The 25,069-nt window shown below is 70.3% G+C and carries 21 protein-coding genes; 7 read left to right on the plus strand and 14 right to left on the minus strand.

Translation table 11 applies throughout. The annotated features are described in order from the left end of the window. The first annotated feature begins 133 nt into the window (after window positions 1-133). The 3 genes from ACSQ4M_RS24190 (at window position 134) to ACSQ4M_RS24200 (ending at window position 6,001) form a co-directional block, all read left to right on the plus strand. Window positions 134-1,435 (plus strand): amidohydrolase family protein, encoded by a 1,302-nt coding sequence (locus ACSQ4M_RS24190; RefSeq protein ID WP_436191953.1) that lies wholly within the window; start codon window positions 134-136, stop codon window positions 1,433-1,435. Between the two features lie 79 nt (window positions 1,436-1,514). Next, window positions 1,515-5,213 carry a patatin-like phospholipase family protein gene (locus tag ACSQ4M_RS24195; RefSeq protein WP_436191954.1) on the plus strand — a complete coding sequence of 1,233 codons (3,699 nt, stop codon included), beginning with the start codon at window positions 1,515-1,517 and terminating at the stop codon, window positions 5,211-5,213. A gap of 83 nt (window positions 5,214-5,296) precedes the next feature. Continuing rightward, complete coding sequence (locus ACSQ4M_RS24200) at window positions 5,297-6,001, plus strand: glutathione S-transferase N-terminal domain-containing protein (protein ID WP_436191955.1); 705 nt, start codon at window positions 5,297-5,299, stop codon at window positions 5,999-6,001. 7 nt (window positions 6,002-6,008) lie between these two features. Here ACSQ4M_RS24200 and ACSQ4M_RS24205 read toward each other — a convergent pair whose 3' ends face one another. The 5 genes from ACSQ4M_RS24205 to ACSQ4M_RS24225 form a co-directional block, all read right to left on the minus strand. Then, window positions 6,009-6,422 (minus strand): RcnB family protein, encoded by a 414-nt coding sequence (locus ACSQ4M_RS24205; RefSeq protein ID WP_436191956.1) that lies wholly within the window; start codon window positions 6,420-6,422, stop codon window positions 6,009-6,011. A gap of 106 nt (window positions 6,423-6,528) precedes the next feature. After that, window positions 6,529-7,374: an NAD-dependent protein deacetylase gene (locus tag ACSQ4M_RS24210; RefSeq protein ID WP_436191957.1), complete on the minus strand. Its 846-nt coding sequence runs from the start codon at window positions 7,372-7,374 to the stop codon at window positions 6,529-6,531. After that, window positions 7,343-8,794, minus strand: coding sequence for an exodeoxyribonuclease I (gene sbcB, locus ACSQ4M_RS24215; protein WP_436191958.1), 1,452 nt, complete (start codon window positions 8,792-8,794; stop codon window positions 7,343-7,345). The genes ACSQ4M_RS24210 and sbcB overlap by 32 nt, the downstream gene beginning before the upstream one ends. Further along, window positions 8,791-9,240 (minus strand): ribonuclease HI, encoded by a 450-nt coding sequence (gene rnhA / locus ACSQ4M_RS24220; RefSeq protein WP_436191959.1) that lies wholly within the window; start codon window positions 9,238-9,240, stop codon window positions 8,791-8,793. Before rnhA ends, sbcB begins: the two co-directional genes overlap by 4 nt. After that, window positions 9,237-10,067, minus strand: a complete 831-nt coding sequence (locus ACSQ4M_RS24225) for a class I SAM-dependent methyltransferase (protein WP_056673234.1) — start codon at window positions 10,065-10,067, stop codon at window positions 9,237-9,239. Before ACSQ4M_RS24225 ends, rnhA begins: the two co-directional genes overlap by 4 nt. Here ACSQ4M_RS24225 and gloB point away from each other — a divergent pair. Further along, entirely contained in the window at window positions 10,066-10,857 is a 792-nt protein-coding gene (gene gloB / locus ACSQ4M_RS24230) for a hydroxyacylglutathione hydrolase (protein WP_436191960.1), read from the plus strand. The genes ACSQ4M_RS24225 and gloB overlap by 2 nt on opposite strands. Before the next feature lie 8 nt (window positions 10,858-10,865). Beyond that, window positions 10,866-12,383: a transglycosylase SLT domain-containing protein gene (locus tag ACSQ4M_RS24235; RefSeq protein ID WP_436191961.1), complete on the plus strand. Its 1,518-nt coding sequence runs from the start codon at window positions 10,866-10,868 to the stop codon at window positions 12,381-12,383. On the opposite strand, the gene ACSQ4M_RS24240 is transcribed toward ACSQ4M_RS24235, so the two are convergent. The 4 genes from ACSQ4M_RS24240 to ACSQ4M_RS24255 form a co-directional block, all read right to left on the minus strand. Next, entirely contained in the window at window positions 12,384-14,012 is a 1,629-nt protein-coding gene (locus ACSQ4M_RS24240) for a methyl-accepting chemotaxis protein (protein WP_436191962.1), read from the minus strand. It lies immediately after the preceding gene. A gap of 108 nt (window positions 14,013-14,120) precedes the next feature. Next, window positions 14,121-15,281, minus strand: a complete 1,161-nt coding sequence (locus ACSQ4M_RS24245) for an alpha-hydroxy acid oxidase (RefSeq protein ID WP_436191963.1) — start codon at window positions 15,279-15,281, stop codon at window positions 14,121-14,123. Next, window positions 15,278-16,372, minus strand: coding sequence for a TRAP transporter substrate-binding protein (locus tag ACSQ4M_RS24250; RefSeq protein ID WP_436191964.1), 1,095 nt, complete (start codon window positions 16,370-16,372; stop codon window positions 15,278-15,280). The genes ACSQ4M_RS24245 and ACSQ4M_RS24250 overlap by 4 nt, the downstream gene beginning before the upstream one ends. A 34-nt stretch (window positions 16,373-16,406) precedes the next feature. Continuing rightward, window positions 16,407-17,840 (minus strand): aldehyde dehydrogenase family protein, encoded by a 1,434-nt coding sequence (locus tag ACSQ4M_RS24255; RefSeq protein WP_436191965.1) that lies wholly within the window; start codon window positions 17,838-17,840, stop codon window positions 16,407-16,409. 142 nt (window positions 17,841-17,982) lie between these two features. Here ACSQ4M_RS24255 and ACSQ4M_RS24260 point away from each other — a divergent pair, with 142 nt between their 5' ends. Next, on the plus strand, window positions 17,983-18,735 hold the full coding sequence (locus ACSQ4M_RS24260) for a FadR/GntR family transcriptional regulator (protein WP_436191966.1): 753 nt from the start codon (window positions 17,983-17,985) through the stop codon (window positions 18,733-18,735). 173 nt (window positions 18,736-18,908) lie between these two features. On the opposite strand, the gene ACSQ4M_RS24265 is transcribed toward ACSQ4M_RS24260, so the two are convergent. Further along, window positions 18,909-19,955: an ABC transporter substrate-binding protein gene (locus tag ACSQ4M_RS24265; RefSeq protein ID WP_436191967.1), complete on the minus strand. Its 1,047-nt coding sequence runs from the start codon at window positions 19,953-19,955 to the stop codon at window positions 18,909-18,911. 189 nt (window positions 19,956-20,144) lie between these two features. Here ACSQ4M_RS24265 and ACSQ4M_RS24270 point away from each other — a divergent pair, with 189 nt between their 5' ends. Beyond that, window positions 20,145-21,104: a hypothetical protein gene (locus ACSQ4M_RS24270; RefSeq protein ID WP_436191968.1), complete on the plus strand. Its 960-nt coding sequence runs from the start codon at window positions 20,145-20,147 to the stop codon at window positions 21,102-21,104. Window positions 21,105-21,124: 20 nt separating this feature from the next. Here ACSQ4M_RS24270 and ACSQ4M_RS24275 read toward each other — a convergent pair whose 3' ends face one another. The 4 genes from ACSQ4M_RS24275 to dnaX all read right to left on the minus strand — a co-directional run bounded on the left by ACSQ4M_RS24275 (window position 21,125) and on the right by dnaX (window position 25,016). Next, window positions 21,125-21,943 (minus strand): hypothetical protein, encoded by an 819-nt coding sequence (locus ACSQ4M_RS24275; RefSeq protein WP_436191969.1) that lies wholly within the window; start codon window positions 21,941-21,943, stop codon window positions 21,125-21,127. A gap of 109 nt (window positions 21,944-22,052) precedes the next feature. Then, window positions 22,053-22,643 (minus strand): recombination mediator RecR, encoded by a 591-nt coding sequence (recR, locus tag ACSQ4M_RS24280; protein ID WP_436191970.1) that lies wholly within the window; start codon window positions 22,641-22,643, stop codon window positions 22,053-22,055. 192 nt (window positions 22,644-22,835) lie between these two features. Then, window positions 22,836-23,168, minus strand: coding sequence for a YbaB/EbfC family nucleoid-associated protein (locus ACSQ4M_RS24285; RefSeq protein WP_056902480.1), 333 nt, complete (start codon window positions 23,166-23,168; stop codon window positions 22,836-22,838). 24 nt (window positions 23,169-23,192) lie between these two features. Then, window positions 23,193-25,016, minus strand: coding sequence for a DNA polymerase III subunit gamma/tau (dnaX, locus tag ACSQ4M_RS24290; RefSeq protein ID WP_436191971.1), 1,824 nt, complete (start codon window positions 25,014-25,016; stop codon window positions 23,193-23,195). Window positions 25,017-25,069: the final 53 nt, after the last annotated feature.

The following is a 25,069-nucleotide window of genomic DNA, read 5'->3' on the forward strand; positions in this document are numbered from 1 at the left end:
TAGGCGCTGGCGCTGCACAATCCTGCGCCTGCAACCGTCTGCGCAATCCACACGGCCCGTGCCCTGGCACGGACACTGCACAGCCGCTCTCCCTTGCACTTGCCAGCCGCGCCGCGCGGCGCCGATCCACGCCATGCTCGACCTTCTCGTCACCCACGCCACGCTGCCGAACGGCGCATCCGACATGTCCATCGCCGTGCAGGACGGCCGCATCGTGGAGGTGGCGCCCGGCCTGCAGGCGCCCGCACACAAGACGCTGGACGCAGGCGGCCTGCTGGTCAGCCCGCCCTTCGTCGACCCGCACTTCCATCTGGACGCCACGCTGAGCCGCGGCCTGCCGCGCATCAACCAGAGCGGCACCCTGCTCGAGGGCATCGCGCTGTGGGGGGAGCTCAAGCCGCTGCTCGCGGCCGAGGCGCTGATCGAGCGCGCCCTGGCCTACTGCGACTGGGCCGTGGCGCGCGGCCTGCTGGCCATCCGCAGCCATGTGGACACCAGCGACGCGAGCCTGTTGCCGGTCCAGGCCATGCTGGAGGTGCGTCGGCGCGTGGCGCCCTACCTGGACCTGCAGCTGGTCGCCTTCCCGCAGGACGGCGTGCTGCGCAGCCCCGGCGGCCTGGCCAACCTGCGGCGCGCGCTCGACCTGGGCGTGGACGTGGTCGGCGGCATCCCCCACTTCGAGCGCACCATGGCCGAGGGCGCGGCCAGCGTGAAGCTGCTGTGCGAACTGGCGGCCGAGCGCGGCCTGCCGGTGGACATGCACTGCGACGAATCGGACGACCCGCTGTCACGCCACATCGAGACGCTGGCCTGCGAAACGCAGCGCCTGGGCCTGGCGGGCCGCGTCAACGGCTCGCACTGCACCTCCATGCACAGCATGGACAACTACTACGTCAGCAAGCTGCTGCCGCTGATCGCCGAGAGCGGTGTCAGCGTGGTGGCCAACCCGCTCATCAACATCACGCTGCAGGGCCGCCACGACAGCTACCCCAAGCGCCGCGGCATGACGCGCGTGCCCGAGCTGCTGGCGGCCGGCGTCACCGTGGCCTTCGGCCACGACTGCGTGATGGACCCCTGGTACGGCATGGGCTCGGGCGACATGCTGGAGGTCGCCCACATGGGCCTGCATGTGGCGCAGATGACCGGGGAGGCCGGCATGGCCCAGTGCTTCGAGGCCGTGACCGGCGCGGCGGCGCGCGTGATGGGCCTATCCGGCTACGGGCTGGCGCCGGGCTGCGACGCCAGCTTCGTGCTGCTGCAGGCGCGCGATCCGGTCGAGGCGATCCGGCTGCGCGCCACGCGGCTGCAGGTCGTGCGCAAGGGCCAGGTGCTGGCCCAGAGCCCCGCAGCCACGGCCACCCTGCACCTGCCGGGCCGCCCCGGTGCGACGACCTTCATGCCGGCCCGCCACGGCGGCGGTAACGTAACGAAATAATTCGCAGCGCACGTTTCGCGCGCGAGCCCGCTAGCCTCGTTCCCAGCACAACAGCCGCCGGGCGCGGCGGGAGGCTGGCTTGGACAACGAATTGCGCAAGCAGGTGCAGGCGCGCCGACAGGCCTGGGCGGACGCCGGCACCGATGACGAGCTGGGCAAGCCGCTGGAAGAAGCCGGCCTGTGGGGCCTGGCGCTGTCCGGCGGCGGCATCCGCAGTGCGACCTTCTGCTTCGGCCTGCTGCGTGCGCTGGCGCGCGAGGGCTTGCTGCTGCGCTTCGACCTGCTGTCCACGGTGTCCGGTGGCGGCCACATCGGCGGCCTGCTGGGCCGCCTGTTCTCGCGCGCCCGGACACCGCAGCAGGCCGCCCAGGTGCAGCAAGCCCTGGGCGCGGCGCGCACCAACTGGTTCGTCTGGTGGCTGCGCGCGAACGGCCGCTACCTGATCCCGCGCGGCGCGCGCGACGCCACCTTCGTCGCCGCGCTGTACCTGCGCAACCTGGTGGCCATCCATTTCGAGCTCGGCATGCTGGCGCTGCTGCTGGGGGTGCTGCTCACCGCGGCCAACCTGGCGGGCTGGCAGCTCATGCACCACCTCGGCTTCACGCACGCCACCCCGGTGTTTGCCATGCTGCGCAACCTGCCGGACTGGGTGCCGCTGTGGGTGCCCATGGCCTGGCTGCTGCTGCCCTGCGTGGTGCTGGTGGGCGCCACGCGCGCCATGGCCTACTGGATCGTGCCCTGGCTCACGCTGGCGCGGCGCTGGGCCCTGCCCGGCTGGCTGGCCGTGGCGCTGGCCACGGCCTGGCTGCTGTCCTGGTACTGGCGCCTGGTGGCGGCCAGCATCAGCCCGGTCGGGGAGGTCATGCGCAGCACGCTGTGGGCGGTCACGGCCGCCTTGCTGCTGCTGTGGCTGCTGGCCGTGCCAGTGGGCGCGCTGGCATTGCGCCGCGCGCGGCTGCGCTGCGCCGGCCCGGCCGCCGAAGCCGCGCGCAGCGAGCTCACGGCCGGGCTGGCCAATTCCTTCCGCTGGTTCAGCGCGGTGGCGCTGGCCGGCCTGATCGACCGCGCGGCCTGGTTCCTGGCCTTCGAGCTGGAACCGCTGACCGAGGCCGGCCAGGGCGCGGCCGCGCTGTGGCTGGCGGTCTGGGCCGCGGCCATCCGCACCGTGCTGCCGCTGGCCTCGCAGCTGCTGCCCGGGCGCATCCTCACGCGCGCGCTGCTGGTGGTCGGTCGCGTGCTGGGCTATGGATTGTCGTTCGCGCTGTGCGTGTGGTGGGTGTCGCTGGTGCACAAGGCGGTCATGGGCGCGGTGTTCAGCTACAACGGCGCGCAGTTCGCCCAGGGCTGGCAGATGTGGCTGCTGTTCCTGCTGCCGCTGGCGGCCTTCTTCCTGGCCACGGCGCGCAACGTGGAGTTCCTGAACCTGTCCTCGCTGCACGCCTTCTACCAGGCGCGCATCGTGCGCAGCTACCTGGGCGCGGCCAATGGCGCGCGCCTGGGCGCCGGGCCTGGCGCGCTGTCGGCCCTCGGCGAGGTGCCGCCGGTGCTGCCGGTGCGGCGCCGCCACATTCCGGTGGACGACCTCAATGCCGAAGACGACATCGCGCTGGAGCACTACCGACCGCAGGACTGCGGCGGGCCGGTGCACCTGCTCAACGTCTGCATCAACCAGACGCGCGACCCGCGTGGCGGCCTGTTCAACCAGGACCGGCGCGGCCTGCCGCTGTCGGTGGCCTCCGGCGGGCTGATCAAGGTCTCGCAGGAGAGCTGGGAGCGCCCACCCGCCCAGGGCCTGCCCAGCCTGGGCGGCTGGATGGCGATCTCGGGTGCGGCCATCGCCCCGGGCCTCGGAAACCTCACGCGCGGCGGCATCTCGGCGCTGGCCACCTTCGCCGGCATCCGGCTGGGCTACTGGTGGAACGTGTCCGCGCGCACCGGCGCCGAGCGCCGCTGGCCGCGGCTGTTCGTCAAGTCCTGCGGTGTGCTCAGCGAGACCTTCGGCAGCTTCCTGGGCGGGCGCGGCGACAACTGGTTCCTGACCGACGGCGGCCACTTCGAGAACACCGGCGCCTACGCGCTGCTGGCCGAACGCGCCCAGGTCATCGTGCTGGCCGACTGCGGCGCCGACCCGCGCTACGGCTTCGACAACCTGGAAGACCTGGTGCGCAAGGCGCGCATCGACCTGCAGGCCGACATCCTGTTCCAGCGCCCGCGCAGCGTCGCGCCAGCCACCGGCCCGGTGCCCGCCGCCCTGGCCCGCTTCGGCTCGCTCAACGACCTGGCCTCGCCCGAGAGCACGGCCTGCCTGGCGCTGGCCAAGGTGCAGTACGGTGGCGCCCAGCCGAGCACCGGCATCCTGCTCGTCATCAAGCCCAACCTGTGCGACGGGCTGCCCGTGGACCTGGTCAACTTCAAGCGCCAGAACCCGGACTTTCCGCAGGAGACCACGGCCGACCAGTTCTTCTCGGAAGCGCAGTGGGAGAGCTACTTCCACCTGGGGACCTTCCTCGGCCAGAACCTCAGCCGCGCCTGGATCGCCGAGTTGCTGCGCGACCCCGGCGCCTGGTTCGAGGACGATGACTGCTCGCCCTTCGCCGCCGCGCAGGCCGGCCGCGCCGCCCAGGAGCAGGAGGGCGCGCGCGCGGCCGCCGGTGGCCGGCTGCCAGCGCGCATCAGCGGCACCGCCACGGCCGTGGGCGCCACGCTGAGCCTGGGCGCCGCCGCCACCTTGGGCGTGACCGTGTGGCAGGCGATCGAGACGGCGCGCAGCGTGTTCGCCAAGCAGACGCTGGACGAACGCGCCGCGCTCAAGGAACTGGCCGAACTCTGGGCCAAGGCCACGCCGGGTGGCCAGGCCAGGCCCGACCCGGCAGCCGCCGGCAACCTGGCGGCCGCCTTGCTGCGCACGGCCGACACGCTGTGCCCGACCGACGAGGCACGCTGGTTCACACGCTCGGACCTCGCGCGGCGCATCCACCAGTCGGCCATGCAGCAGTGCGCGGCGCTGACGGAGGCCCTGCCCGCCGCCTGCGCCGCACTGCTGGCCACCGGCGAGCGCCACGCCGACACCCGCGCCAACAGCAGCTGCCTGGTGCCCGCGCCCGAGATCCTGGCCGTGGCGCCGCCGCCGCGCTACTGGGTCTACGACTACACGGGCAAGGGCGCCGCCTCCAGCTCCCACCCCTGCGATCCCGTGGTCGCCGAGCGGGTCTACCTGCAGCAGTCCGCCACCGGCGCGCCGCGCGACGGGCCGCCGGCCAGCTGCCACTACACGGGCCGCTTCGCCGAGGGTGCTTTCGCGCGCCATCCGGCCGCGGCCACGGCACCGCCTTCGCCGGGTGCCGCACTGCCGCCGCAGCCCTCACCCGTGCCCAGCCACGAATGCGCCGGCATCACGGTCTTCATGCAGATCTACGGCCCCAGCCAGCGCCGCGCCGTGTGGCCGCTGCGCCGCACCTGGCGCGCCATGGGTGCCGAGGTGCCGCCGCTGGAGGACGTGGTGGAGACCGCCAATGCACGCGGCTACGCCAGTCCCGTGCCGGTGGACAAGACCACGGTGCGCTTCCACGACAGCGCTTCGCTGGCCTGCGCGCGCGCGCTCGGCCCCAAGGCCGGCTTCACGGATTGGATCGTCGAGCCGCTGTCGGCCCGTTACCGGCCGCGGCCCAACACCGTGGAGGTCTGGGTGGCCCCGGCCGACACCACGCTGCAGGACCATCCGCTGCCGCCGGTCGAGAGCCGGCCACCGCCGTTGCCCAGGTCACGGGCCACACCCTGAACGGGAAGCCCCTTGTCGCACAGGGCCGCGCGCCGCGGCCTATGCTGCGCGCTTTCCCGATTCCTCAACGCACCCAGAGCACCATGTCTGATCTGTCTGCCTTCGCCATCACCAAGAAGTGGCCCGCGCGCCATCCCGATCGCCTGCAGCTGTACTCCTTGCCCACGCCCAACGGCGTCAAGGTCTCCATCGCGCTGGAGGAAACCGGCCTGCCCTACGAGGTGCACCGCGTGGCCTTCGACACCAACGACCAGCTCTCGCCCGAGTTCCTGTCGCTGAATCCGAACAACAAGATCCCGGCCATCCTGGACCCGAACGGGCCCAATGGCCAACCGCTCGCGCTGTTCGAATCCGGCGCCATCCTGGTCTACCTGGCGGCCAAGACCGGCCAGCTCATGCCCACGGACGAGGCCGCGCGCTACGAGACGCTGCAGTGGCTGATGTTCCAGATGGGCGGCATCGGCCCCATGTTCGGCCAGCTCGGCTTCTTCCACAAATTTGCCGGCAAGGACTACGAGGACAAGCGCCCGCGCGACCGCTACGTGGCCGAGTCGCGCCGGCTGCTGCAAGTGCTGGATGGGCGGCTCGCCTCTCGCCAGTGGATCATGGGGGACGAGTACAGCATCGCGGACATCGCGGTGTTCCCCTGGGTGCGCAACCTCGCGGGCTTCTACGGGGCCGGCGAGATCGTGGGTTTCGACGACTTCCGCGAGGTGCGACGCGTGCTCGACGCCTTCGTGGCACGGCCGGCCGTGCAGCGCGGGCTGGCGATCCCGCCAGCCCCCTGAGCCCGGCTCACTGCGACAGCAGCACCTGGGCGATGATGCCGGTCGCGATGGCGATCAGCACGTACTCGGCGCCCACCTGCACCCAGTGGTAGCCACGCGGCGGCCGCTGCAGGCGGTGGCCGCGCCAGTCGTCGACCACGTAGTAGCGGGTCCGGTAGGAGGGTGGCAGGCGGTCGCCCTTCCTCCAGTGGCCCGGAGGGCCGCCATGGGCATGGCCGGGCGGGCCGCCGTGCGGGTGGCGCGAGGGCTTGCCATGGTGGTGGTCGCCATGGCGGTCGGGGCCGCGCCGGTCGTCGCGGTCGCCGCGGCGCCCCCTGTCGTCCCGGTCGCCGTCGCGGTCGCGCGGCTGGGCAAGCGCACCGACGGACGGCACACCCAGGGCCATGGCCAGCAGGGCTGCGGTGAAGGTCGAGCGTTTCATCTGGAGTCCTTTCGAGACCCGGTCTGTCATGCCGGGCTGGGAACAAGCTTAGGCTGAGAATGTAAAGCTGCGGTGGCGCAATGCGGGACTTGTGCAAAGCCGCGTGTCAGCCCGCCAATGCCGCCAGCGCAGGGCCGATGGGCAGTTCGACCTTGAGCGCCAGCAGCGCGTCGGCGCGCGTGCGGCCCAGGTTCAGGGCCGCGATGGGCTTGCGCTGCTCGGCCGCGGCCAGCGCGAAGCGGTAGCCCGAATACACCATGAGCGAGGAGCCGACCACCAGCAGCGCGTCGGCACGCTGCAGCGCGGCCAGGGCCTGCGCGACGCGTTCGCGCGGCACGGACTCGCCGAAGAACACCACGTCGGGCTTGAGCATGCCGCCGCAGCGGCTGCAGGGCGGCACCTCGAAGCGTGAGAAATCCGCGTGCTCCAGGTCGGCATCGCCGTCCGGCGCGGCACCGGCCGACAGGCCGGCGAAGGCCGGGTTGCGCGCCACGAGCTCCTGCTGCAGCAGCGCGCGCGGCGAGCGCGTGCCGCAGGCCAGGCAGACGACGGTGTCGATGCGGCCATGCAGGTCGACCACGCGCCGGCTGCCGGCCGCGCCGTGCAGGCCGTCCACGTTCTGCGTGAGCAGCAGCTCCACCCGGCCGGCCGCCTCCAGCCGGGCCAGCGCCAGGTGCGCCGCGCCGGGCCGCGCGTGGGCCATGGTGGCCCAGCCGAGCAGGCTGCGCGCCCAGTAGCGCTGGCGCGTGGCCTCCTCCCCGGTGAAGGCCTGGTAGGTCACCGGCTGCGGCCGCTTCCAGTCGCCATTGGCGTCACGGTAGTCGGGAATGCCGGACTCGGTGCTGACGCCAGCACCCGTCAGCAGCATGAGGCGCGGATGGCACTGCACGAAGTCGGCCAAGGCCGCCTGCTGCTCCATCTCAGGAAAGGTCTGCGGTGATGTCCTCGACATAGGCGTGCAAGGCTTCGAGGATCTCCACGCCGCGTGCGTCGGCGGTCTGGCCGTGGCGGTCGAGCTCTTCGAGCAACTGGTCCACGTTGCGGGCCCCGCCCTCGCCTTCGATCAGGCGCGCCGCGCGGTGCTGCAGCCAGCGCTCCTGCTCCTCCTCGGACAGCGTGTCCGGAAAGTTGCGCGCACGGTAGCGGAAGAAGATTTCCTCGAGCCGCGCATCGTCGAAGCCGGTGCGGGCCGTGGCCAGCTGCTGCGGCGACTGCTGGCGCAGCTGGTTCAGCCGGCGCCGGTCGGCCGGGCCGATGAAGCCGCCGTACAGGTCTTCGTCCACGTCGGGCGTGGCCTGGGGTTCGCGGCGCAGCAGGCCGTCCCACAGGGCCGACAGGTCGGGCAGCGCCGCGGCATGCGCGGCGTTCTCCAGTTGGGCGGGCAGGTCCAGGCCCCAGCGCGCGGCCATCGCGGGCGCCAGCGTCTTGAGGCTGCCCACCACCATGGGCGACTTGTTCAGGTGCACGCTCTTGAGCGGCAGCCGCGTGGTGCCGGGCGGCAGCTCGGCGGTGCGCGTGTACAGGCGCAGGCGCGCGTCCTCCACCGTGAGGCCGTCGAGCTGGCGCGGGTCGTGCGCGAGGTCCCAGGCCAGCAGCTCGTTCTTGTTGGTGGGGTGCATGGCCAGCGGCCACATCAGCGCCAGGCAGCCGCGCTCGGTGCCGAACATGCCCGACACATGCAGGAAGGGCCTGGCCGTCTGCGGCGTGGTCGGCAGGCCCAGCTCGGCGGCCACGCGGTCCTTCTTGTGCAGGGCCAGTGCGAAATCGAACAGCTTGGGCTGGGCGTTGCGGATCAAGCGCGCCAGCGCGATGGTGGCGCGCACGTCGGACAGCGCATCGTGCGCCGATGCATGCGCCAGGCCGTTCGCCGCACTCAGGTGCTCGAGCTTGAAGCTGGGGCCGCCGCCCTCCTCGGCAGAGCGTTGCGGCCATTGGATGCCGTCCGGCCGCAGCGCGTGCGTGAGCCGCACCACATCGAGCAGGTCCCAGCGGCCACAGCCGTTCTGCCATTCGCGCGCATAGGGATCGATCAGGTTGCGCCAGAACAGGAAGCGCGTGACCTCGTCGTCGAAACGGATGGTGTTGTAGCCCACGCCGATGGTGCCGGGCTGGCTGAAGGCCGCCTCGATCCGCGTGGCAAACTCGGCCTCGGGCACACCGCGCTCCAGGCACAGCTGCGGCGTGATGCCGGTGATCAGGCAGGCGCCCGGGTCGGGCAGGTAGTCTGGCGCGGGCTGGCAGTACAGCATGAGGGGCTCGCCGATCTCGTTGAGCTCGGCATCCGTGCGGATCGCGGCGAACTGCGATGGGCGGTCGCGCCGCGGCACCACGCCGAAGGTCTCGTAGTCGTGCCACAAGAAGGTATGGCTCATATGCGTCCCAGTACCTTGTCCACGCCCTTGTTGGCCAGCGCGTCGGCGCGCTCGTTGCCGGGATTTCCGGCATGGCCGCGCACCCAGCGCCAGTCGATCTTGTGGCCGCCGTTCGTCACCAGCGCATCCAGCTTCTGCCACAGCTCCACATTCTTGACGGGCTGCTTGGTCGAGGTGATCCAACCGCGCGCCTTCCAGCCGCGCATCCATTCGGTGATGCCCTTGCGCACGTACTCGCTGTCCAGGTACAGCGTGACCTCGCAGGGCTTCTTCAAGGCCGCCAGCGCCTCGATGACGGCGGTCATCTCCATGCGGTTGTTGGTGGTGGCCAGTTCGCCCCCGAACAACTCTCTTTCGAGCGTGCCCGACTTCAGCACCACTCCCCAGCCGCCCGGGCCGGGGTTGCCCTTGCAGGCGCCATCGGTGTAGATCTCGACGTGGTTCAACGCAATCCTTTTTCTCTCTGGGAAACGGAAGGTGCCGGCGCAGCGTGCGCCGGCTCGTGGACGGGGCGCCGCGGGCGCCGGTTGGCCAGCGGCACGGGCGCCGTGTTGAGCTTGCGCGCGCCCTTCCAGTTGGCCTCGAGCAGGCGCATGCCGCGCACCCGCTTGACGGCCGTGACGAAGTAGACCGCGCCCAGGATGGGCCAGCAGCGCGCGCCCAGCGCCTCCATCCAGCCGAAGCGGCCCAGCGTGGCTTCGCTGTTCACGGCCGGCCGGTAGCAGCCGAAGCTGCTGGATTCGACCTCGAAGGACAGCAGGCGCAGCCAGTCGCGCAGGCGCAAGTAGCCGATGAAGTCGCCATCGGCCGGCAGGTACAGCTGGCCCAGGCCCAGCTTGCGGACCAGCCGCGCGCGGCGCTGGCGCAGGCCCCACAGGCTGGCGCTGTTGAAGCCACAGATCACGGCCTGGCCCTCGGGCACGAGTACGCGCTCGACCTCGCGCAGCGTGGCGTGCGGGTCGGGGCTCAGTTCCAGCGCATGCGGCAGCAGCACCAGGTCCAGGCTGTTGGATTCGAACGGCAGGGCCGAGAAATCGCAGGCCAGTGCGGCGCGGCCCGGCGCGCCCGGCACCGGTGGCTCGGCCGCAGCCAGCCAGCGGTGCTGGATGCGACAGGCGCGCAGGCCATCGAGTTCGGCCGCGCCCAATTGCAACGCGTGGTAACCGAAGACATCGGCCACCGCCCGATCGAACGCGGCCTGCTCCCAGGCCAGCAGGTAGCGGCCGGGCGGGGTCTGGAACCAATCGTGCAAACCTATAATTTGACCGCTCATGGAACTCATTGCGCTGCCCGCCTTCGCCGACAACTACGTGTGGATGCTGCACGACGGACAGGTGGCGCTGGTGGTCGATCCGGGCGACGCAGCTCCGGTCTTCGAGGCCCTGCAGCGCCACGGTTTGCAACTGCGCTCGATTCTAGTCACGCACCACCATGCCGATCATGTCGGGGGCGTGGCGGCGCTGCGCGAGGCCACCGGCGCCCGCGTGTTCGGCCCCTCGCGCGAGCGCATCCCCGAACCGCTCACGCGCCTGTCCGAAGGCGACCGCCTGCCGGTGGATGCCAGCACGCTGGGCCTGGCCTTCGAGGTCATCGACGTGCCCGGCCACACCGCCGGCCACATCGCCTACTGGTGCCCCGCCGTGGGCGATGCGGATGGCAGCCCCGTGCTGTTCTGCGGCGACACGTTGTTCTCCGGCGGCTGCGGCCGGCTGTTCGAGGGCACGCCGGCGCAGATGCTGGACTCGCTGGACAAGCTCGCCGCCCTGCCCGGCAACACGCGCGTGTGCTGCGCCCACGAGTACACGCTGTCCAATCTCAAATTTGCGCGCGCCGTGGAACCTGGCAGCGCCGATCTGCTCCATTACAGCGCGCAGTGCGAACAACAACGCGCGCTGAACCAGCCCACGCTGCCATCGCGCATCGCGCTGGAGCGGCGCATCAATCCCTTCCTGCGCGTACGCGAACCCCTGGTGGCCCAAGCCGCTCGCGGCGTCGACGCCGGTGCACAGGATGCCGTCGGCGTGCTGGCCGCGCTGCGGCAGTGGAAAAACGAATTCAAATGAATGTTCTGATGAAGTACCTTGGCGTGGCGGCCCTGCTCTGGCTGACCGGCTGCGCCAGCATCGACCAACCCGGCTCCCCGAACTCCGCCCATGCGCCACAGCCCCCCACCACCGTGCAGGTGGACGGCGCCGCCATCCCAGCCGGCCCGCGCCAGGCGATCATCCCCACCGGTCCACTGAGCCCGATCACATCGGCCGAACTGCGCTCGGGCACCGTCACGCTGCAGCTGCCGCCGGCCGACCTGTGGGAACGCATCCGCCGCGGCTTCGCCATGCCCGACCTGGACAGCGATCTGGTGCGCGACCGCGAGCAGTGGTATGTCACACGGCCGGACTACATCCAGCGCATGACCGAGCGCTCGTCCAAGTACCTGTTCCACATCGTCGAGGAGCTCGAGGTGCGCGGCATGCCGACCGAGCTGGCGCTGTTGCCCTACATCGAGAGCGCCTTCAACCCGCAGGCCGTGTCGGTGGCCAAGGCCGCGGGCATGTGGCAGTTCATGCCGGCCACGGGCACCTACTTCGAGCTCAAGCAGAACATCTTCCGCGACGACCGGCGCGACGTGCTGGCTTCGACGCGCGCCGCGCTGGACTACCTGCAAAAGCTCTACGGCATGTTCGGCGACTGGCACCTGGCCCTGGCCGCCTACAACTGGGGCGAAGGCAGCGTGAGCCGCGCGATCCAGCGCAACCAGCGCGCCGGCCTGCCGACGGGCTACATGGACCTGTCCATGCCCAACGAAACGCGCTACTACGTGCCCAAGCTGCAGGCGGTCAAGAACATCGTGGCCCGGCCCGAGCGCTTCAGCACCGAGCTGCCGCTGATCGAGAACCACCCCTACTTCCAGATGGTGGACCTGGCGCACGACATCGACGTGGCACTGGCCGCGCAGCTGGCCGACGTCTCGCCCGAGGACTTCCGCGCGCTGAACCCGGCCATGAACAAGCAGGTGATCCTGGCCGCTGCCACGCCGCAGATCCTGCTGCCCTGGGACAACGCGCTGGTCTTCAAGCGCAACCTGGACGCGCGCGGCAAGGGCCAGCACGCCAGCTGGGGCGCCTGGGCCGTGCCCAGCACCATGACCGTGGCGGCAGCGGCCGACCGCGTGGGCATGAGCGAGGCCGATCTGCGCAGCGTCAACAGCATCCCGCCGCGCATGCTGATCAAGGCCGGCTCGGTGCTGGTGGTGCCGCGCTCGGGCAAGATGGGCGACGTGGCCGGCCACCTGGCCGACAGCGCATCGCTGCAGCTGGCGCCCGAGATCGTGACGCGCAGGACCGTGGTCAAGGCTGCGCGCAAGGACACCGTCGCCAGCCTGGCGCGGCGCTACCGCGTCACGACGGCGCAGGTCGCCGAATGGAACGACATCTCCGCGTCGGCCGCGCTGCGCGCCGGCCAGGCCGTCACGCTGTTCCTGCCGGTCCGCGCTACCGTGGCGCGCAAGTCCGTGGCAGCCAGGTCCGCCACGCGCCAGGTTGCGCCGTCGGCCAGGCAGCCGGTCGCCAGAAAGCGCTCCGCGCGCTGATCAGGCCGTCTCCTCGGCCAGCTCCAGGCGCGCGGAACGCCGCAGCGCCACCGCGTCGACCTCGGCCAGCGACTGCTCGCCGCGCACCAGCCGGAACAGCCGCATCGAGTCGCTGACGCCCTGGGCCCGGCCCTGCAGCGACTGCGCCGCCGCCGCCAGCTGCTCGACCAGCGCCGCGTTCTGCTGGGTGATGCCATCGATCTGGTTCACGCCCTCGTTGATCTGCGCGATGCCCTGCTGCTGCTCGCGCGCGGCGGTGCTGATCTCGTCCAGCGTCGTGCGCACCTTGGCCACCGAGGACAGCGCCTGCTGCATGCGCTCACGCGCTTCGGCCGTGCGGCTCGCGCCCTGCTCCACGCGCGTGGCCGATTCGACGATGAGCGCGCGAATCTCGCGTGCCGCGTCCGAACTGCGCTGCGCCAGCGCACGCACCTCGGAGGCGACGACGGCGAAGCCGCGCCCGCTCTCGCCGGCACGCGCCGCCTCCACCGCGGCATTCAACGCCAGGATGTTGGTCTGGAAAGCCACGCCCTCGATGAGCTGCACGATCTCGCCGATCTGCTTGGACGACTGGGTGATGCGCTCCATGGTCTCGGCAGCGGCCAGCACCGCGGCGTTGCTGCGCTCGGTCACGTCGGCGGTGGCATGGGCAAGCTCGGCACCGCGCGTGGCCGATGCCGCGCTCTGCTGCACCGTGCCGTTGATCTCATCCATCGACGCGGCCGTCTGCTGCAGGCTGCTGGCCTGCGATTCGGTGCGGGCCGAGAGGTCGTGGTTGCCGGCGGCGATCTCGCCCACCGCGTCGCCGAGCTGGCCCACCTCCGAGCGCACATCGGAGACCACCGTGCGCAGGTTGACCGACATCTGCATCAGCGCACGCTGCAGCCGCCCCACCGCACCCGTGGCATCGGTGGATACGCGGTGCGACAAGTCGCCCGAGGCCAGCCGGTTGGCGTCCACCACCAGTCCCTTGAGTGGGGCCAGCATCAACTGGCGCACGCCCCACACCGCTGCGGCGGTGGTCACGGCCGCCACCGCGAGCACCGCCGCATCCGGCAGCCCGGCCCAGCTGGCCAGCACGATGGCGGCCGAAGCCGTCAGCTGCAGCGCCAGCAACTTGCCATTGGCCTGCGGCGTGAGGCCCTGGACCAAGCGGCCCCAGCTGTCGCGGCGGCGCAGTTCGCCGCGCTGCAACACATGGCGCAGGCTGCCGCTGGCGGCTTCCTCGCGCATGCTGGCGTACAGGCGCTCGGCCGCCTGCACGGCGTCGCGCTCCGGATGGGTGCGCACCGACAGGAAGCCGGTGATGCGCTCGCCATCCATCATCGGCGTGGCATTGGCGCGCACCCAGTAGTGGTCGCCGTTCTTGCGCCGGTTCTTGACCAGCGCGCTCCAGGGCTCGCCGCCCTGGATCGTGGCCCACATGTCGCGGAAGGCCTCGGCCGGCATGTCCGGATGCCGCACCAGGTTGTGGGGCTGGCCCAGCAGTTCCTCGCGCGCGAAGCCGCTGACCTCGATGAAGGCCGGATTGCAGTAGGTGATGCGGCCTTTCAGATCTGTGACCGAGACGAGCGTCTGGTCAGCGGGAAATTGGTACTCGTGCCCGCTGACGGGCTGGTTGTTGCGCATGGGGGTCCCCACTCGTTGGTCGGTGCGCACAGTCTAGTTAGATAAACACACAAATAAAATCGAAATCTCGTTCGAACCTTGGACGAATTGACTTGCGTCAAGTTTGCGTCACATCTGTGTCGTGGTGAGGCCGGCTCGGTGGGCATCGGCCAGCGCGGCCATGCCGGCCAGTTGCATGGCCAGCCTCAGCTCGCCCAGCAGGATGGCGATGGCACGGTGGGCGCCGCCCTCGCCGCCGGCGCAGGCGCCGAACAACGCCGCACGGCCGATGGCCACCGCCTGGGCCCCCAGCATGCGGGCCTTCAGCGCGTCCACGCCGCGGCGCACGCCGGAATCGACCAGCAGCGGCAGGCGCCCCGCCAACCGGCGCGCGATCACCGCCAGCGCATCGGCCGAGGCCTGCGCGCCGTCGAGTTGGCGGCCACCGTGGTTGGAGACCCAGATGCCGTCCACGCCCAGGGCCGCAAGGTGTTCGGCGTCGTCGGCATGCTCCACGCCCTTGACCAGCAGCCGGCCTGGCCAGTTGTCACGCAAGGCCGCCAGGTCGTCCCAGCCATAGGAAGCATCGAGGTTCTGGCCGACCTTGGCCGCGATCGTCAGGCCCGCGCTGTTGTCGCCCAACAGGCCGCGCACGTTCTCGAACTCGGGCGTGCCGCCGCGCGCCATGCGCCAGGCCCAGCCCGGGTGCGTGATGCCTTCCCACAGGTGGCGCGGCGTCATGCGCAGCGGGATGGAGACGCCGTTGCGCAGGTCGCGCTCGCGCTTGCCGCCGGCCGGCAAATCCACCGTGACGACCAGCGTGCCATAACCCGCGGCCCAGGCGCGCTGCACCAGCGTGGCGTTGAACGCGCGGTCGCGCAGCACGTAGAGCTGGAACCACAGCGGCCCCTGCACCGCGTCGGCCATGCGCTCGAGCCCGGTGTTCGACATGGTCGACAGCGTGTAGGGGATGCCATGCGCGGCCGCCGCCTTGGCGATGGCGAGGTCGGCGCCAGGCCAGCCCAGCGCGCACGAGCCCATGGGCGCGACGACGAAGGGCGCGGCGGCCGGCGTACCGACGATGTCGGTGGCGAGGTCGGGGGCCGAGACATCGACCAGCACGCGCGGCACGATGCGCACGCGCTCGAACGCGGCGCGGTTGTCGGCCAGCGTGAGCTCGTCCTCGGCACCGCCGTCGATGAACTCGAACACCGAACGCGGCAGGCGACGCCGCGCGATCGCGCGCAGGTCGGCGATGGACAGCGCGCGCTCCAGCGCAGCGGCCCTCACTTGCGGCGCGAGGCCGCGGCCATGTAGCTGTCGAACGGCCCTTCGCAGAACTGCTGCCAGAGCACCTGCTCGTTGCGGAACCTGATCCAGTGGTCGAAGATTTTCTTGAATGCCGGGCTCTTCTCGGAAAGCTCGGCGTACAGGGCCTCGGTGGCCTTGTAGCTGGCGTCCAGCACCGGCCGCGGGAATGCGCGCAGCACGGCGCCGCCGGCCACCAGGCGCCCCAGCGCGCGCGGGTTCTCCACGTCGTACTTGGCGGTACACCATTGGTTGGCCTCGGCCGCCGCGGTGCGCAGCGCGATCTGGTAGTGCGCCGGCAACGCGGCCCAGGCCTTGGGGTTGATGAACAGGCCCAGCGTGGCCGAGCCCTCCCACCAGCCCGGGTAGTAGTAGTACTTGGCGACCTTGTGCAGGCCCAGCTTCTCGTCGTCGTAAGGGCCGACGAACTCGGCCGCGTCCAGCGTGCCCTTCTCCAGCGCCACGTACAGGTCGCCCGCGGCCAGTTGCTGGGCCACGACGCCGAGCTTGGCCAGCGCCATGCCGGCCAGGCCACCGACGCGGAACTTCAGGCCCTTGAAGTCCTCCACGGTCTTGATTTCCTTGCGGTACCAGCCGGCCATCTGCGCACCGGTATTGCCGACCGGCATCGCCATGACGCCCTGGCTGGCATAGAACTCGTCCAGAAGCGCCTGGCCCCCGCCCTCATAGAGCCAGGCATTCTGGCCGCGCGCGTTCAGGCCGAACGGCAGCGCGGTACCGAAGCCGAATGCAGGGTCCTTGCCGATGTAGAAGTAGCTGGCCGAGTGGCCAGCCTCGACCGAGCCGGACTGCGTTGCATCGAGCACCTGCAGTGCCGGCACCAGCTCGCCCGCCGGATGCAGCGAGATGTTGAACCGGCCTTCGGTCAGTTCGCCGACGCGCTTGACGGCCATGTCCATCGCGCCATAGATCGTGCCCAGCGAGCGCGGGTAGCTCGACGCCAGGCGCCAGCGCACCTGCGGGTTGCTGCCCTGGGCCAGTGCGGGGGCGGCCAGGCCGGCCGCCAGCGTGCCGGCGGCGGTGCCGCGGGCCAGGAATCTCCTGCGTTGCATGTTGGCTTGTCTCCTCTTTGTCGTTGTTGCCGGCTCAATCGTGGCGGATGGCAATGGTCTTGAGCACCGTGAACGCGTAGAGCGCCTCGAAGCCCTTCTCGCGCCCGTGGCCGCTGGCCTTGACGCCACCGAACGGCAGCTCGATGCCCCCGCCCGCGCCGTAGTTGTTGATGAAGACCTGGCCCGCGCGCAGCTTGCGCGCCAGCCGCAGTTGGCGGCCGCCGTCGCGGCTCCAGACGCTGGCGACCAGGCCGTAGTCGGTGGCGTTGGCGATACGCACGGCATCCGCCTCGTCGTCGAAGGGCATGGCGGCCAGCACCGGGCCGAAGACTTCTTCCTGCGCCAGCCGGTGCGTCACGGGCACGTCCCGCACCAGCGTGGGCGGCTGGTAGAAACCACCCTGCGGCGCGGCCAAGTCGACGCTGCCCTGCGCCACGATGGCCAGGCCGTCGCGCCGCACCTCGTCCAGGAAGCCGGCCACGCGCTGCTGCTGGGTCTTGCGGATCAGCGGGCCGCAGTCCAGGTCCTGCTGCGCCGAGCCCACGCGCAGGGCCGCGAACATCGGGCCCAGCCGCGCCAGCACAGCCTCGTAGGCACTGCGCTCGATCAGCAGGCGGCTGCCCGCGGAGCAGGTCTGGCCGGCGTTCTGCACGATGGCGTTGACGATGACGGGCAGCGCGGCATCCAGATCGGCATCGGCGAAGACGATCTGCGGGCTCTTGCCGCCCAGTTCCAGCGTGACGGGCGTGTGGTTCTCGCAGGCCGCGCGTGTGACCACCTTGCCGATGTCGGGCGAGCCCGTGAACGACACGTGGTCGATGCCCGGGTGCTTGACCAGCGCATCGCCGGCCTCGTGGCCGTAGCCGGTCACGATGTTGATGGCGCCGGCCGGAAAGCCCACCTCGGCCGCAAGTTCGGCCACGCGCAGCAGCGACAGGCAGGCGTCCTCGGCCGGCTTGACGACACAGGCGTTGCCGGCGGCCAGCGCGCCGCCCACGCTGCGGCCGAAGATCTGCAGCGGGTAGTTCCAGGGCACGATGTGGCCGGTCACGCCATGCGGCTCGCGCACCGTCAGCACGGTGTAGCCGTTCTGGTAGGGAATGGTCTCGCCGTGCAGCTTGTCGCAGGCACCGGCGTAGAACTCGAAGTAGCGCACGATGGCCAGCGCGTCGGCGCGCGCCTGCTTCATGGGCTTGCCGGCGTCGCGCGCCTCGGTCTGCGCCAGTTCCTCGGTGTGCCGGGCCAGGTGCAGCGCGAGCTTGTGCAGGAGGCGGCCGCGCTCGGCGGCGGTCAGCCGGCCCCAGTCGCCCTCGTAGGCAGCCCGTGCGGCCACCACGGCCATGTCGATATCGGCTGCGTTGCCACGTGCGATTTCATCGAAGACCTGGCCGTCGGAGGGATCGACGACGGGAATGCTTTCGCCCGAGGCGGGCACGACGCGGCGGTTGCCGATGAAATGTTGCTGCATGCTTGTCTCCTGGCCAAAGGCGGCGGCGCGGATGTTAGGCGCCCGCCGGACAAGTTGTCAAAGTGTTTTACTACTTTTGTCCGCAATCCCCGTACCATCTCACTCTCTCCTTGAGATGTATTGCCGATACAAGTAAATCAGGATGACAAATTTCGACGAACCGGATGCGGGCGCCGCGCCGCTGGGTCTGGAGCCCGTGCGGCACGAGCGCTTTGCCGAGCGCGTGTACGACAGCCTGTTCCACGCCGTCATGACCGGCCGCCTGGCACCCGGCGCGCGGCTGCCGTCCGAGGTGGAACTGGCCGCGCGCTTCCAGGTGTCGCGGCCGGTGGTGCGGCAGGCGCTGGACCGGCTGCGCAGCGACCGGCTGGTGGAGTCCATCCGCGGTTCGGGCACCTACGTGCGCGCGCAACCCGCCACCATGCCCGTCGTGCCGCTGGCACGCAGCACGGCCGACCTGAGCCACATCGCCCATGGCCTGGAATTGCGCCTGGTGCTCGAGCCCGAGTGCGCCTACTTTGCCGCCATGCGCCGCAAGCCGCGCGACCTGGCGCGCATGGAGGAGATGCTGGAGGGCTTCGAGAACGCCAACCGGCGCGGCGACGTGGCCCACCACTTCGACTATGGCTTCCACGAAGCCATCGCCCAGGCCAGCGCCAACCCGCGCCTGGCGCAGGTGCTCAAGTCGCTGGAGTACGACGTGAGCCATGCCGTCAACCTGTGGCGCCATCTGGCCCGCATGCAGCCATGGCGCCGCACGCAGGACGCGCTGGATGAGCACCGCAACATCTTCGCGCTGATCCGCGCGCAAGACGCCGAGGGCGCACGCCGTGCGATGCGTGCGCATGTGGAAAACGCGCGCGTGCGCATGCTGGAGATCGAGCCGGGAACCTGATTCGGACATCCCCCAGGCCGCTGCGCGGCTCCCCCCTTCCGCTGCGCGAAGGGGGGCACATCCAGCGGTCTGGCAGAGCCAGCCCCGCGGATGTTGCCGGCACGGCCTGCTCCGCGGCCACCAGTGCCGTGGTGCACCGACCGCCGCTGCAGACGCAGCGCGCGGCAACGCTCTCAGAGTTTGAAGCGCTCCTTGGCCTTGCGCGCGAACACGTTGGTGGACAGCTTGGCCGGATCGATACGGGTGCCGTCGATCTCGGGATCGAAGCTGGCCAGCGTGCGCAGCGCCGTGGCGCCGCCGTCGTCCGGCACCAGGCCATCGGGGGAGATCGTGTCGCGCACCTTCTGGAAGGAAGCGAGGTACAGCGCGCGGTCGCCCAGCAGATAGTTCTCGGGCACGGTGCGTACGATGTCGCCCGGGCCGGCGGTCTGCAGCCACTTGAGCGCATGCACGATGGCATGGGCCAGCGCCTGGCAGGTGCGTGGGTGGCTGGCGATGAACGCGGTGGACGCGTACAGGCAGGCGGCCGGCATGTTGCCGCCGAACAGCGCCTGCGAGCCCTTGAGCGTGCGCGTGTCGGCCACGATGCGCACATCGCCATGCTGCTCGAGCATGGTCATCACGGGCTCGGTGTTGCACATGGCGTCGAGTTCGCCGGCGCGCAGCGTGGCCAGCGCCTCGGCACCGGTGCCCACGCCGACGAGGCGCGCTTCCTGCGGCCGGAGTCCGGCCCGTGCGAGCAGCAACTGCGCCACCATCTGTGCGGAGGTGCTCGATGCCGGCACGCCGATGCTGCGCCCGCGCAGGTTGGCCAGCCCCTGGTACTGGGCCAGCGTGCGCGTGGAAACGCCCATGGCGATTTGCGGTGCGCGCCCCTGCAGCACGAAGGCCTGGTAGGACTGGTTGCGGTTGCGCAACACCACCATGGCTTCGAAGGGGCCGGCGCCGATGTCGGCCGCGCCTGCCAGCACGGCCTGCATGGCATGCACGCCGGCGGCGTGGTCCTCCACGACCACGTCCAGGCCTTCGGCTTTGAAGTAGCCGAGCTGCTCGGCGATCGTCAGCGGCAGGTGGTAGAAGGTGGCCTTGCCACCCACGGCCAGGGTCAGCCGTGTCTTCTCGGGCTTTTCCTGGGCCTGCAGGGCCGGCATCGCCACGCATGCTGCGCCAGCGAGCCCTGCGGCCACGATGCAGCGTCGTCGAAGGGCGGGCGTCTGCATGGTTCTGGTTCGGGACAGGAAGCCGACCCAGCATAGTCAGCCGCTGCGGCGCGCGTCATCCGGAACATCCCCTTTGGGGAAAGCACGTAAGCGATGCTGCGGATGGCGTCGGCGTCATCCCCTTGCGCGAGGATGACGCCGCCGTCGCGCGGCCCGAGCATGCATGCCATCGGCCAACAGGAGGACACCGTGCTCAAACTCGCTTTCACCTCGTGCGCTTGCTTGCAGGTGTACCGGCAGCAACCCGTCTGGGACTGGATCGCGCAGGAGCGCCCTGACCACCTTGTCCTGCTGGGCGACTGCGTTTACCTGGACATCGCGACCACGCCCATTCCGCAGGACATGCTGCTGGACGAATTTGCCCAACATCTGTACGCGCGCTACAGCGCGCAGCTGCTGCAGCCGAGCCTGCGCACCCTGTGCCAGCAACTCGGGCCGAACCGCGTGCACGCGATCTGGGACGACCACGACTTCCTGTGGGACGACGCCAACGGCGCAGAGCTTGCAGGCCACCCCGCGCACCGCGAGAAAATCGCGATGAGCAGCGCCTTCTTCACCGTGTTTCGGCGTTGCCTGCAAGGCGCGCCCTGGCCCGCGACGTACCGTGATGCGGTGTTCTGGCAAGCGGACGCCGTGCTCGCGACGCCCAGCATCGCACTGGAGCCTGACATCTGGTTGCACCTCAGCGACGGGCGCAGTGCGCGCACGCACAAGGGATGGCCCCGGCCGGAAGCGCAACGCGCGCTACTGGGCAGCGCCCAACGCAGCTTGCTGGGGCAGCGCATCGAGGCAGCCCCCGAGGCGCTGCACCTGCTGGCCAGCGGATCGACCCTGTCCGCATGGCGGCGGTACCCCGCAGACTGGCAGTGGTTGCTGGACGTATCTGCGAGCCGGCGCGTGCTGGTGCTGAGTGGCGACATTCACCGCAACGAAACCGATGCCTTCTTCACCAACGGGCGCTTCCCGCTGCACGAAGCGACATCTTCCGGCGCAGCCATCAAGGACACGGTGGTCATCGGCAAGCCGCGCCGCAACTTCGGCCTGCTGCAGGTGGACCCGGACCAGGTGCAGTGGCGCCTGTTCAGCCACCGCGACGAGGAAGCCCCCAAGCGCCGCACGCTGTCGCGCGCGACGATGCTGCCGGCCTGAGCCCGTTCGGCCGCAGCGACCTACAACTTCTCCAGGGTCTTGAGTTCGTCGCTGACACTGCGCAGCCGCTCGTCCAGCATCGCGCACGGCGACGGGGGCGCCGACGCCGCAGGGGCCGGTGCCGGCACAGCGCAAACCGTCGCGCGCTCGGCCGTCAGCGCCCGAAAGGTCGCATTGAGCCGCAGCGCCTTCTGCGCATTGCCGGTCTGGATGCCTTCGTCGAGCGCCTTCTGCAATCCAACCATGAACGAGCAACTGCTGTGGAACGACACCCAATCCCGCAAGGCATCGTTCATCCCGTACTCCCGCAGGCTCTTGCCCAGGTTCTGGTGCAAGGCTGTCGCCTTGGCGTCACGCACTTCGAGGATCTTCTTGTCCACCGCGGTGACCAGCATGGTCTTGTAGACCGTTTCGTTGACCAGCGACCGCTCGGAATTGGACAGCAGCGCCAACGCGGAAAAGACCGATTTGGTGTGTGCGTGCGCAATCACCGATGCAGCTCCGGCAAACAGGTTGGTGGCGGTGCCGAGCGCGATGTTGTAACCGGCGTCGTTGCCGTAGATGGACTTGCGATGCGCGACACAGGCGTCTTCCGACCCGATCACCAAGGCCGCGATGACGCTGTTGCGCTGCTGCTTGCAGGCCTCCTGCCTGCCGGCGGCGGGATCGGAAAAGCACTCGGCCGCCACTAGGCCCGGCTCGTCGGAGCTGCCCTTCAACACCTCGACCAGCGAGGTGTACGGCTTCAGCAGATCGCCGGAAATCGGCGCCGCGCTATAGCCCCGGTAGACCGTGTTCGCACAACCCGCCGTCAAGAGCAATGCCGCTGTCGCGGTCACGAGGCCAGTTCGCATGGTTTCCCCCAGATTGCAACCGAATGTGCGGGAAATTTTCCAGGCGGAGGGTCATCGCCACATCCTCAGGACAAGGGATGCCAGCGCAGCGCGACTAGCGCCGGTCCACCAGAGCGTGCGCGATGGTCGAGAGGTCGACGTACTCCAGCTCGCTGCCCGCGGGGACGCCGCGCGCGAGACGCGTGACGGCCAACCCGCGCGACTTCAGCGACGCCGCGATGGCGTGCGCCGTGGCCTCGCCCTCGGCCGTGAAGTTGGTGGCGAGGATCACCTCCTGCACCACGCCGTCGCAGGCGCGGTCGATGAGCTCGTGCAGCCCGATGTCCTTTGGGCCAATGCCGTCCAGCGGGCTGAGCCGCCCCATCAGCACGAAGTAGCGACCCTTGAAAGCGGCCGTGCGTTCCACCGCCGACTGGTCGGCCGGGGTCTCCACCACGCACAGCTTGCTCGCATCGCGGCGCGGGTCGGCGCAGGTGCTGCAGACCTCGTCTTCGGTGAAGGTATGGCACAGCGCGCAATGGCGCACGTGGTCGACCGCCTGCGTGAGCGCACGCGCCAGCGCCTGCGCGCCAGCGCGGTCGTGCTGCAGCAGGTGGAAGGCCATGCGCGAGGCCGACTTGGCGCCCACGCCAGGCAGGCGGCGCAGCCCTTCGACCAGCGCCTGCAGCGAGCCGGAATCGGCCACGATCCTAGCGACCCGTCGCGCAGCGCGCCATCGACACAGTACGACGCCGGCACACAGGCCCCTGCTCCGGCGGCCGCGGAGCAGGCCATGCCAGCAGACGCCGCGGAACTGGCTCTGCCAGGCCGCTGACGGTGCCCCTGGAAGGGGATGGCATGGCTACACGTAGCGAGCCATTCAAACGGGGTGGGTTCATTAAAACGGGAACTTCATGCCACCGGGCAGGCCGGGCATGCCGGCCGTGAGCTTGCCCATCTTTTCCTGGCTTGTCTCTTCGGCCTTGCGCACGGCGGCGTTGAAGGCGGCGGCCACCAGGTCTTCCAGCATGTCCTTGTCGTCGGCCAGCAGGCTGGGGTCGATGGTGATGCGCTTGACGTCGTGCTTGCAGGTCATGACGACCTTGACCAGGCCGGCGCCGGACTCGCCCTCGACCTCGATGAAGGCCAGTTCGTCCTGTGCCTTCTTGAGGTTGTCCTGCATGGCCTGGGCCTGCTTCATGAGGCCGGCCAGTTGTCCCTTGTTGAACATGCGAATACTCCTAGAGGTTTTGAATCACAGTGGCTTGATGCCGCTGGCGACGATTTTCGCGCCAAAGTCGCGCACCAGGCTTTGCACATAGCTGTCGTTGCGTACGGTCTCTTCGGCCACGCGCTGTTTCTCGGCTGCGAACGCGGCATTGCGGCGCGCCGGGCTGTCGCTGACGGCGCCCACCTCCACGCTGAGCCGCGTGCCCAGGCCGGCCTGTTCCAGCGCGGCACGCAGGCGTTCGCGGCTGCCCGGCTGGTTCAGCGATTCGCGCTCCACACGCAGCATCCAGTGCTCGCCATCGCGCGCGACGAGCTGGGCCTGCAGCGCCAGTTCGCGTGCCAGCGCGGTGATGGCTTCGGCCGCGACGAGCTGCTGTACGGTCTGGTGCCAGAGGTCGCCCTCCTCGTTGGGCACGAGCCGCGAGGGGCCGGTGGCGGACTGGGGCTGCTCGCGCGGGCCGGGCTCGGGCTGCTCGCGCACCGCGATGGCCACCACCTCCTGCTGCGCCACATGCGGCGGCACCACGGGCGCGGGAGCCTGCACCTCGACGGGCGGCATCTCGATCACGCGAAGGCGCTCGCCTTCGGGCCGGGCGGGAGCGGCCGGGGGCATCGGCAATGGCGGCGACGGCGGCGTGGCGGCGGAAGCCCGCGGTGCCGGCACCGGCGCGGGGGGAGTCTCAGGTGCCTGAACCGTGCGGCTCAGGCCGGTGCCGCCGTCATGCGGAGTTTTTTTTTCCGCCGCGGCGCCAGCCGGTTTGAATGCCAGCAGCCGCAACAGCACCATCGTGAGGCCCGCGTACTCGTCTGGCGCCAGGCCCAGTTCGGCCCGGCCGTGCAGGCAGATGGAATAGAGCAGCTGCGTCTCGTCGGCCGGCATCGCGGCGGCCAGGCGTGCCGCATCGGCCAGGTCGGCATCGTCGCCGCGCACGCCGTCGGGCACGGCCTGCAGCACCGCCATGCGCTGCAGCATGGCGGCCATGTCCTCCAGCGTGGCCGCAGCCGACAGGCCTTGCAGGCGCAACTCCTCGCAGGTATCGACCACGGTGCGGCCGTCGCCGTCGGCCAGCGCCTGCAGCAGGCGCAGCACATGGCTGCGGTCGGCGCTGCCCAGCATCTGGCGCACGCTGTCTTCCTGCAGCTGACCGGCACCGAAGGCGATGGCCTGGTCGGTCAGCGACAGCGCATCGCGCATGGAGCCGCGCGCGGCGCGCGCCAGCAGGCGCAGCGCGCCCTCGTCGGCCGGCACGTTCTCGGCCTGCAGCACGCGGCCCAGGTGCTCGCGCACGGTCTCGGGCGCCATCGGCCGCAGATTGAACTGCAGACAGCGCGACAGCACCGTCACGGGCACCTTCTGCGGATCGGTGGTGGCGAGCACGAACTTGAGGTACTCGGGCGGCTCCTCCAGCGTCTTGAGCATGGCGTTGAAGGCCGTGTTCGTGAGCATGTGCACTTCGTCGATCATGAAGACCTTGAAGCGGCCCTGCACCGGCTTGTAGACGGCCTGCTCCAGGAGGCCCTGCACCTCGTCCACGCCGCGGTTGGAGGCCGCGTCGAGCTCGGTGTAGTCGATGAAACGGCCGGCATCGATGTCGGTGCAGGCCTGGCAGACGCCGCAGGGCTGGGCCGTGACGCCGCCCTGCCCGTCCGGCCCCTGGCAGTTCAGCGACTTGGCCAGGATGCGCGACACCGTGGTCTTGCCAACGCCGCGCGTGCCCGTGAACAGGTAGGCATGGTGCAGGCGCTGGCTGGTCAGTGCGTTCTCCAGCGCGCGGACCACATGCTCCTGGCCCACCATCTCTCCAAACGTCTTGGGTCGGAATTTGCGCGCGAGAACCAGATAGGACATCCGCGCATTCTACGAACCGGTCCAGAGGGGAATTCGGCCGCGGCTACAATGCG

Source organism: Pseudorhodoferax sp. LjRoot39, assembly GCF_964253035.1.
In the GTDB taxonomy this organism is placed as follows: Bacteria; Pseudomonadota; Gammaproteobacteria; order Burkholderiales; family Burkholderiaceae_C; genus Pseudorhodoferax.

Excerpts from the sequence above, each read along its gene's own strand:
- ACSQ4M_RS24260 (WP_436191966.1), top strand. The coding sequence starts at position 17,983 with ATGACAAATTTCGACGAACCGGATGCGGGCGCCGCGCCGCTGGGTCTG.
- ACSQ4M_RS24200 (WP_436191955.1), top strand. The coding sequence starts at position 5,297 with ATGTCTGATCTGTCTGCCTTCGCCATCACCAAGAAGTGGCCCGCGCGC.
- ACSQ4M_RS24225 (WP_056673234.1), bottom strand. The coding sequence starts at position 10,067 with ATGAGCGGTCAAATTATAGGTTTGCACGATTGGTTCCAGACCCCGCCC.
- ACSQ4M_RS24190 (WP_436191953.1), top strand. The coding sequence starts at position 134 with ATGCTCGACCTTCTCGTCACCCACGCCACGCTGCCGAACGGCGCATCC.
- ACSQ4M_RS24255 (WP_436191965.1), bottom strand. The coding sequence starts at position 17,840 with ATGCAGCAACATTTCATCGGCAACCGCCGCGTCGTGCCCGCCTCGGGC.
- ACSQ4M_RS24285 (WP_056902480.1), bottom strand. The coding sequence starts at position 23,168 with ATGTTCAACAAGGGACAACTGGCCGGCCTCATGAAGCAGGCCCAGGCC.
- ACSQ4M_RS24240 (WP_436191962.1), bottom strand. The coding sequence starts at position 14,012 with ATGCGCAACAACCAGCCCGTCAGCGGGCACGAGTACCAATTTCCCGCT.
- gloB (WP_436191960.1), top strand. The coding sequence starts at position 10,066 with ATGGAACTCATTGCGCTGCCCGCCTTCGCCGACAACTACGTGTGGATG.
- ACSQ4M_RS24205 (WP_436191956.1), bottom strand. The coding sequence starts at position 6,422 with ATGAAACGCTCGACCTTCACCGCAGCCCTGCTGGCCATGGCCCTGGGT.
- ACSQ4M_RS24250 (WP_436191964.1), bottom strand. The coding sequence starts at position 16,372 with ATGCAACGCAGGAGATTCCTGGCCCGCGGCACCGCCGCCGGCACGCTG.
- ACSQ4M_RS24235 (WP_436191961.1), top strand. The coding sequence starts at position 10,866 with ATGAAGTACCTTGGCGTGGCGGCCCTGCTCTGGCTGACCGGCTGCGCC.
- ACSQ4M_RS24210 (WP_436191957.1), bottom strand. The coding sequence starts at position 7,374 with ATGTCGAGGACATCACCGCAGACCTTTCCTGAGATGGAGCAGCAGGCG.
- ACSQ4M_RS24265 (WP_436191967.1), bottom strand. The coding sequence starts at position 19,955 with ATGCAGACGCCCGCCCTTCGACGACGCTGCATCGTGGCCGCAGGGCTC.
- dnaX (WP_436191971.1), bottom strand. The coding sequence starts at position 25,016 with ATGTCCTATCTGGTTCTCGCGCGCAAATTCCGACCCAAGACGTTTGGA.
- sbcB (WP_436191958.1), bottom strand. The coding sequence starts at position 8,794 with ATGAGCCATACCTTCTTGTGGCACGACTACGAGACCTTCGGCGTGGTG.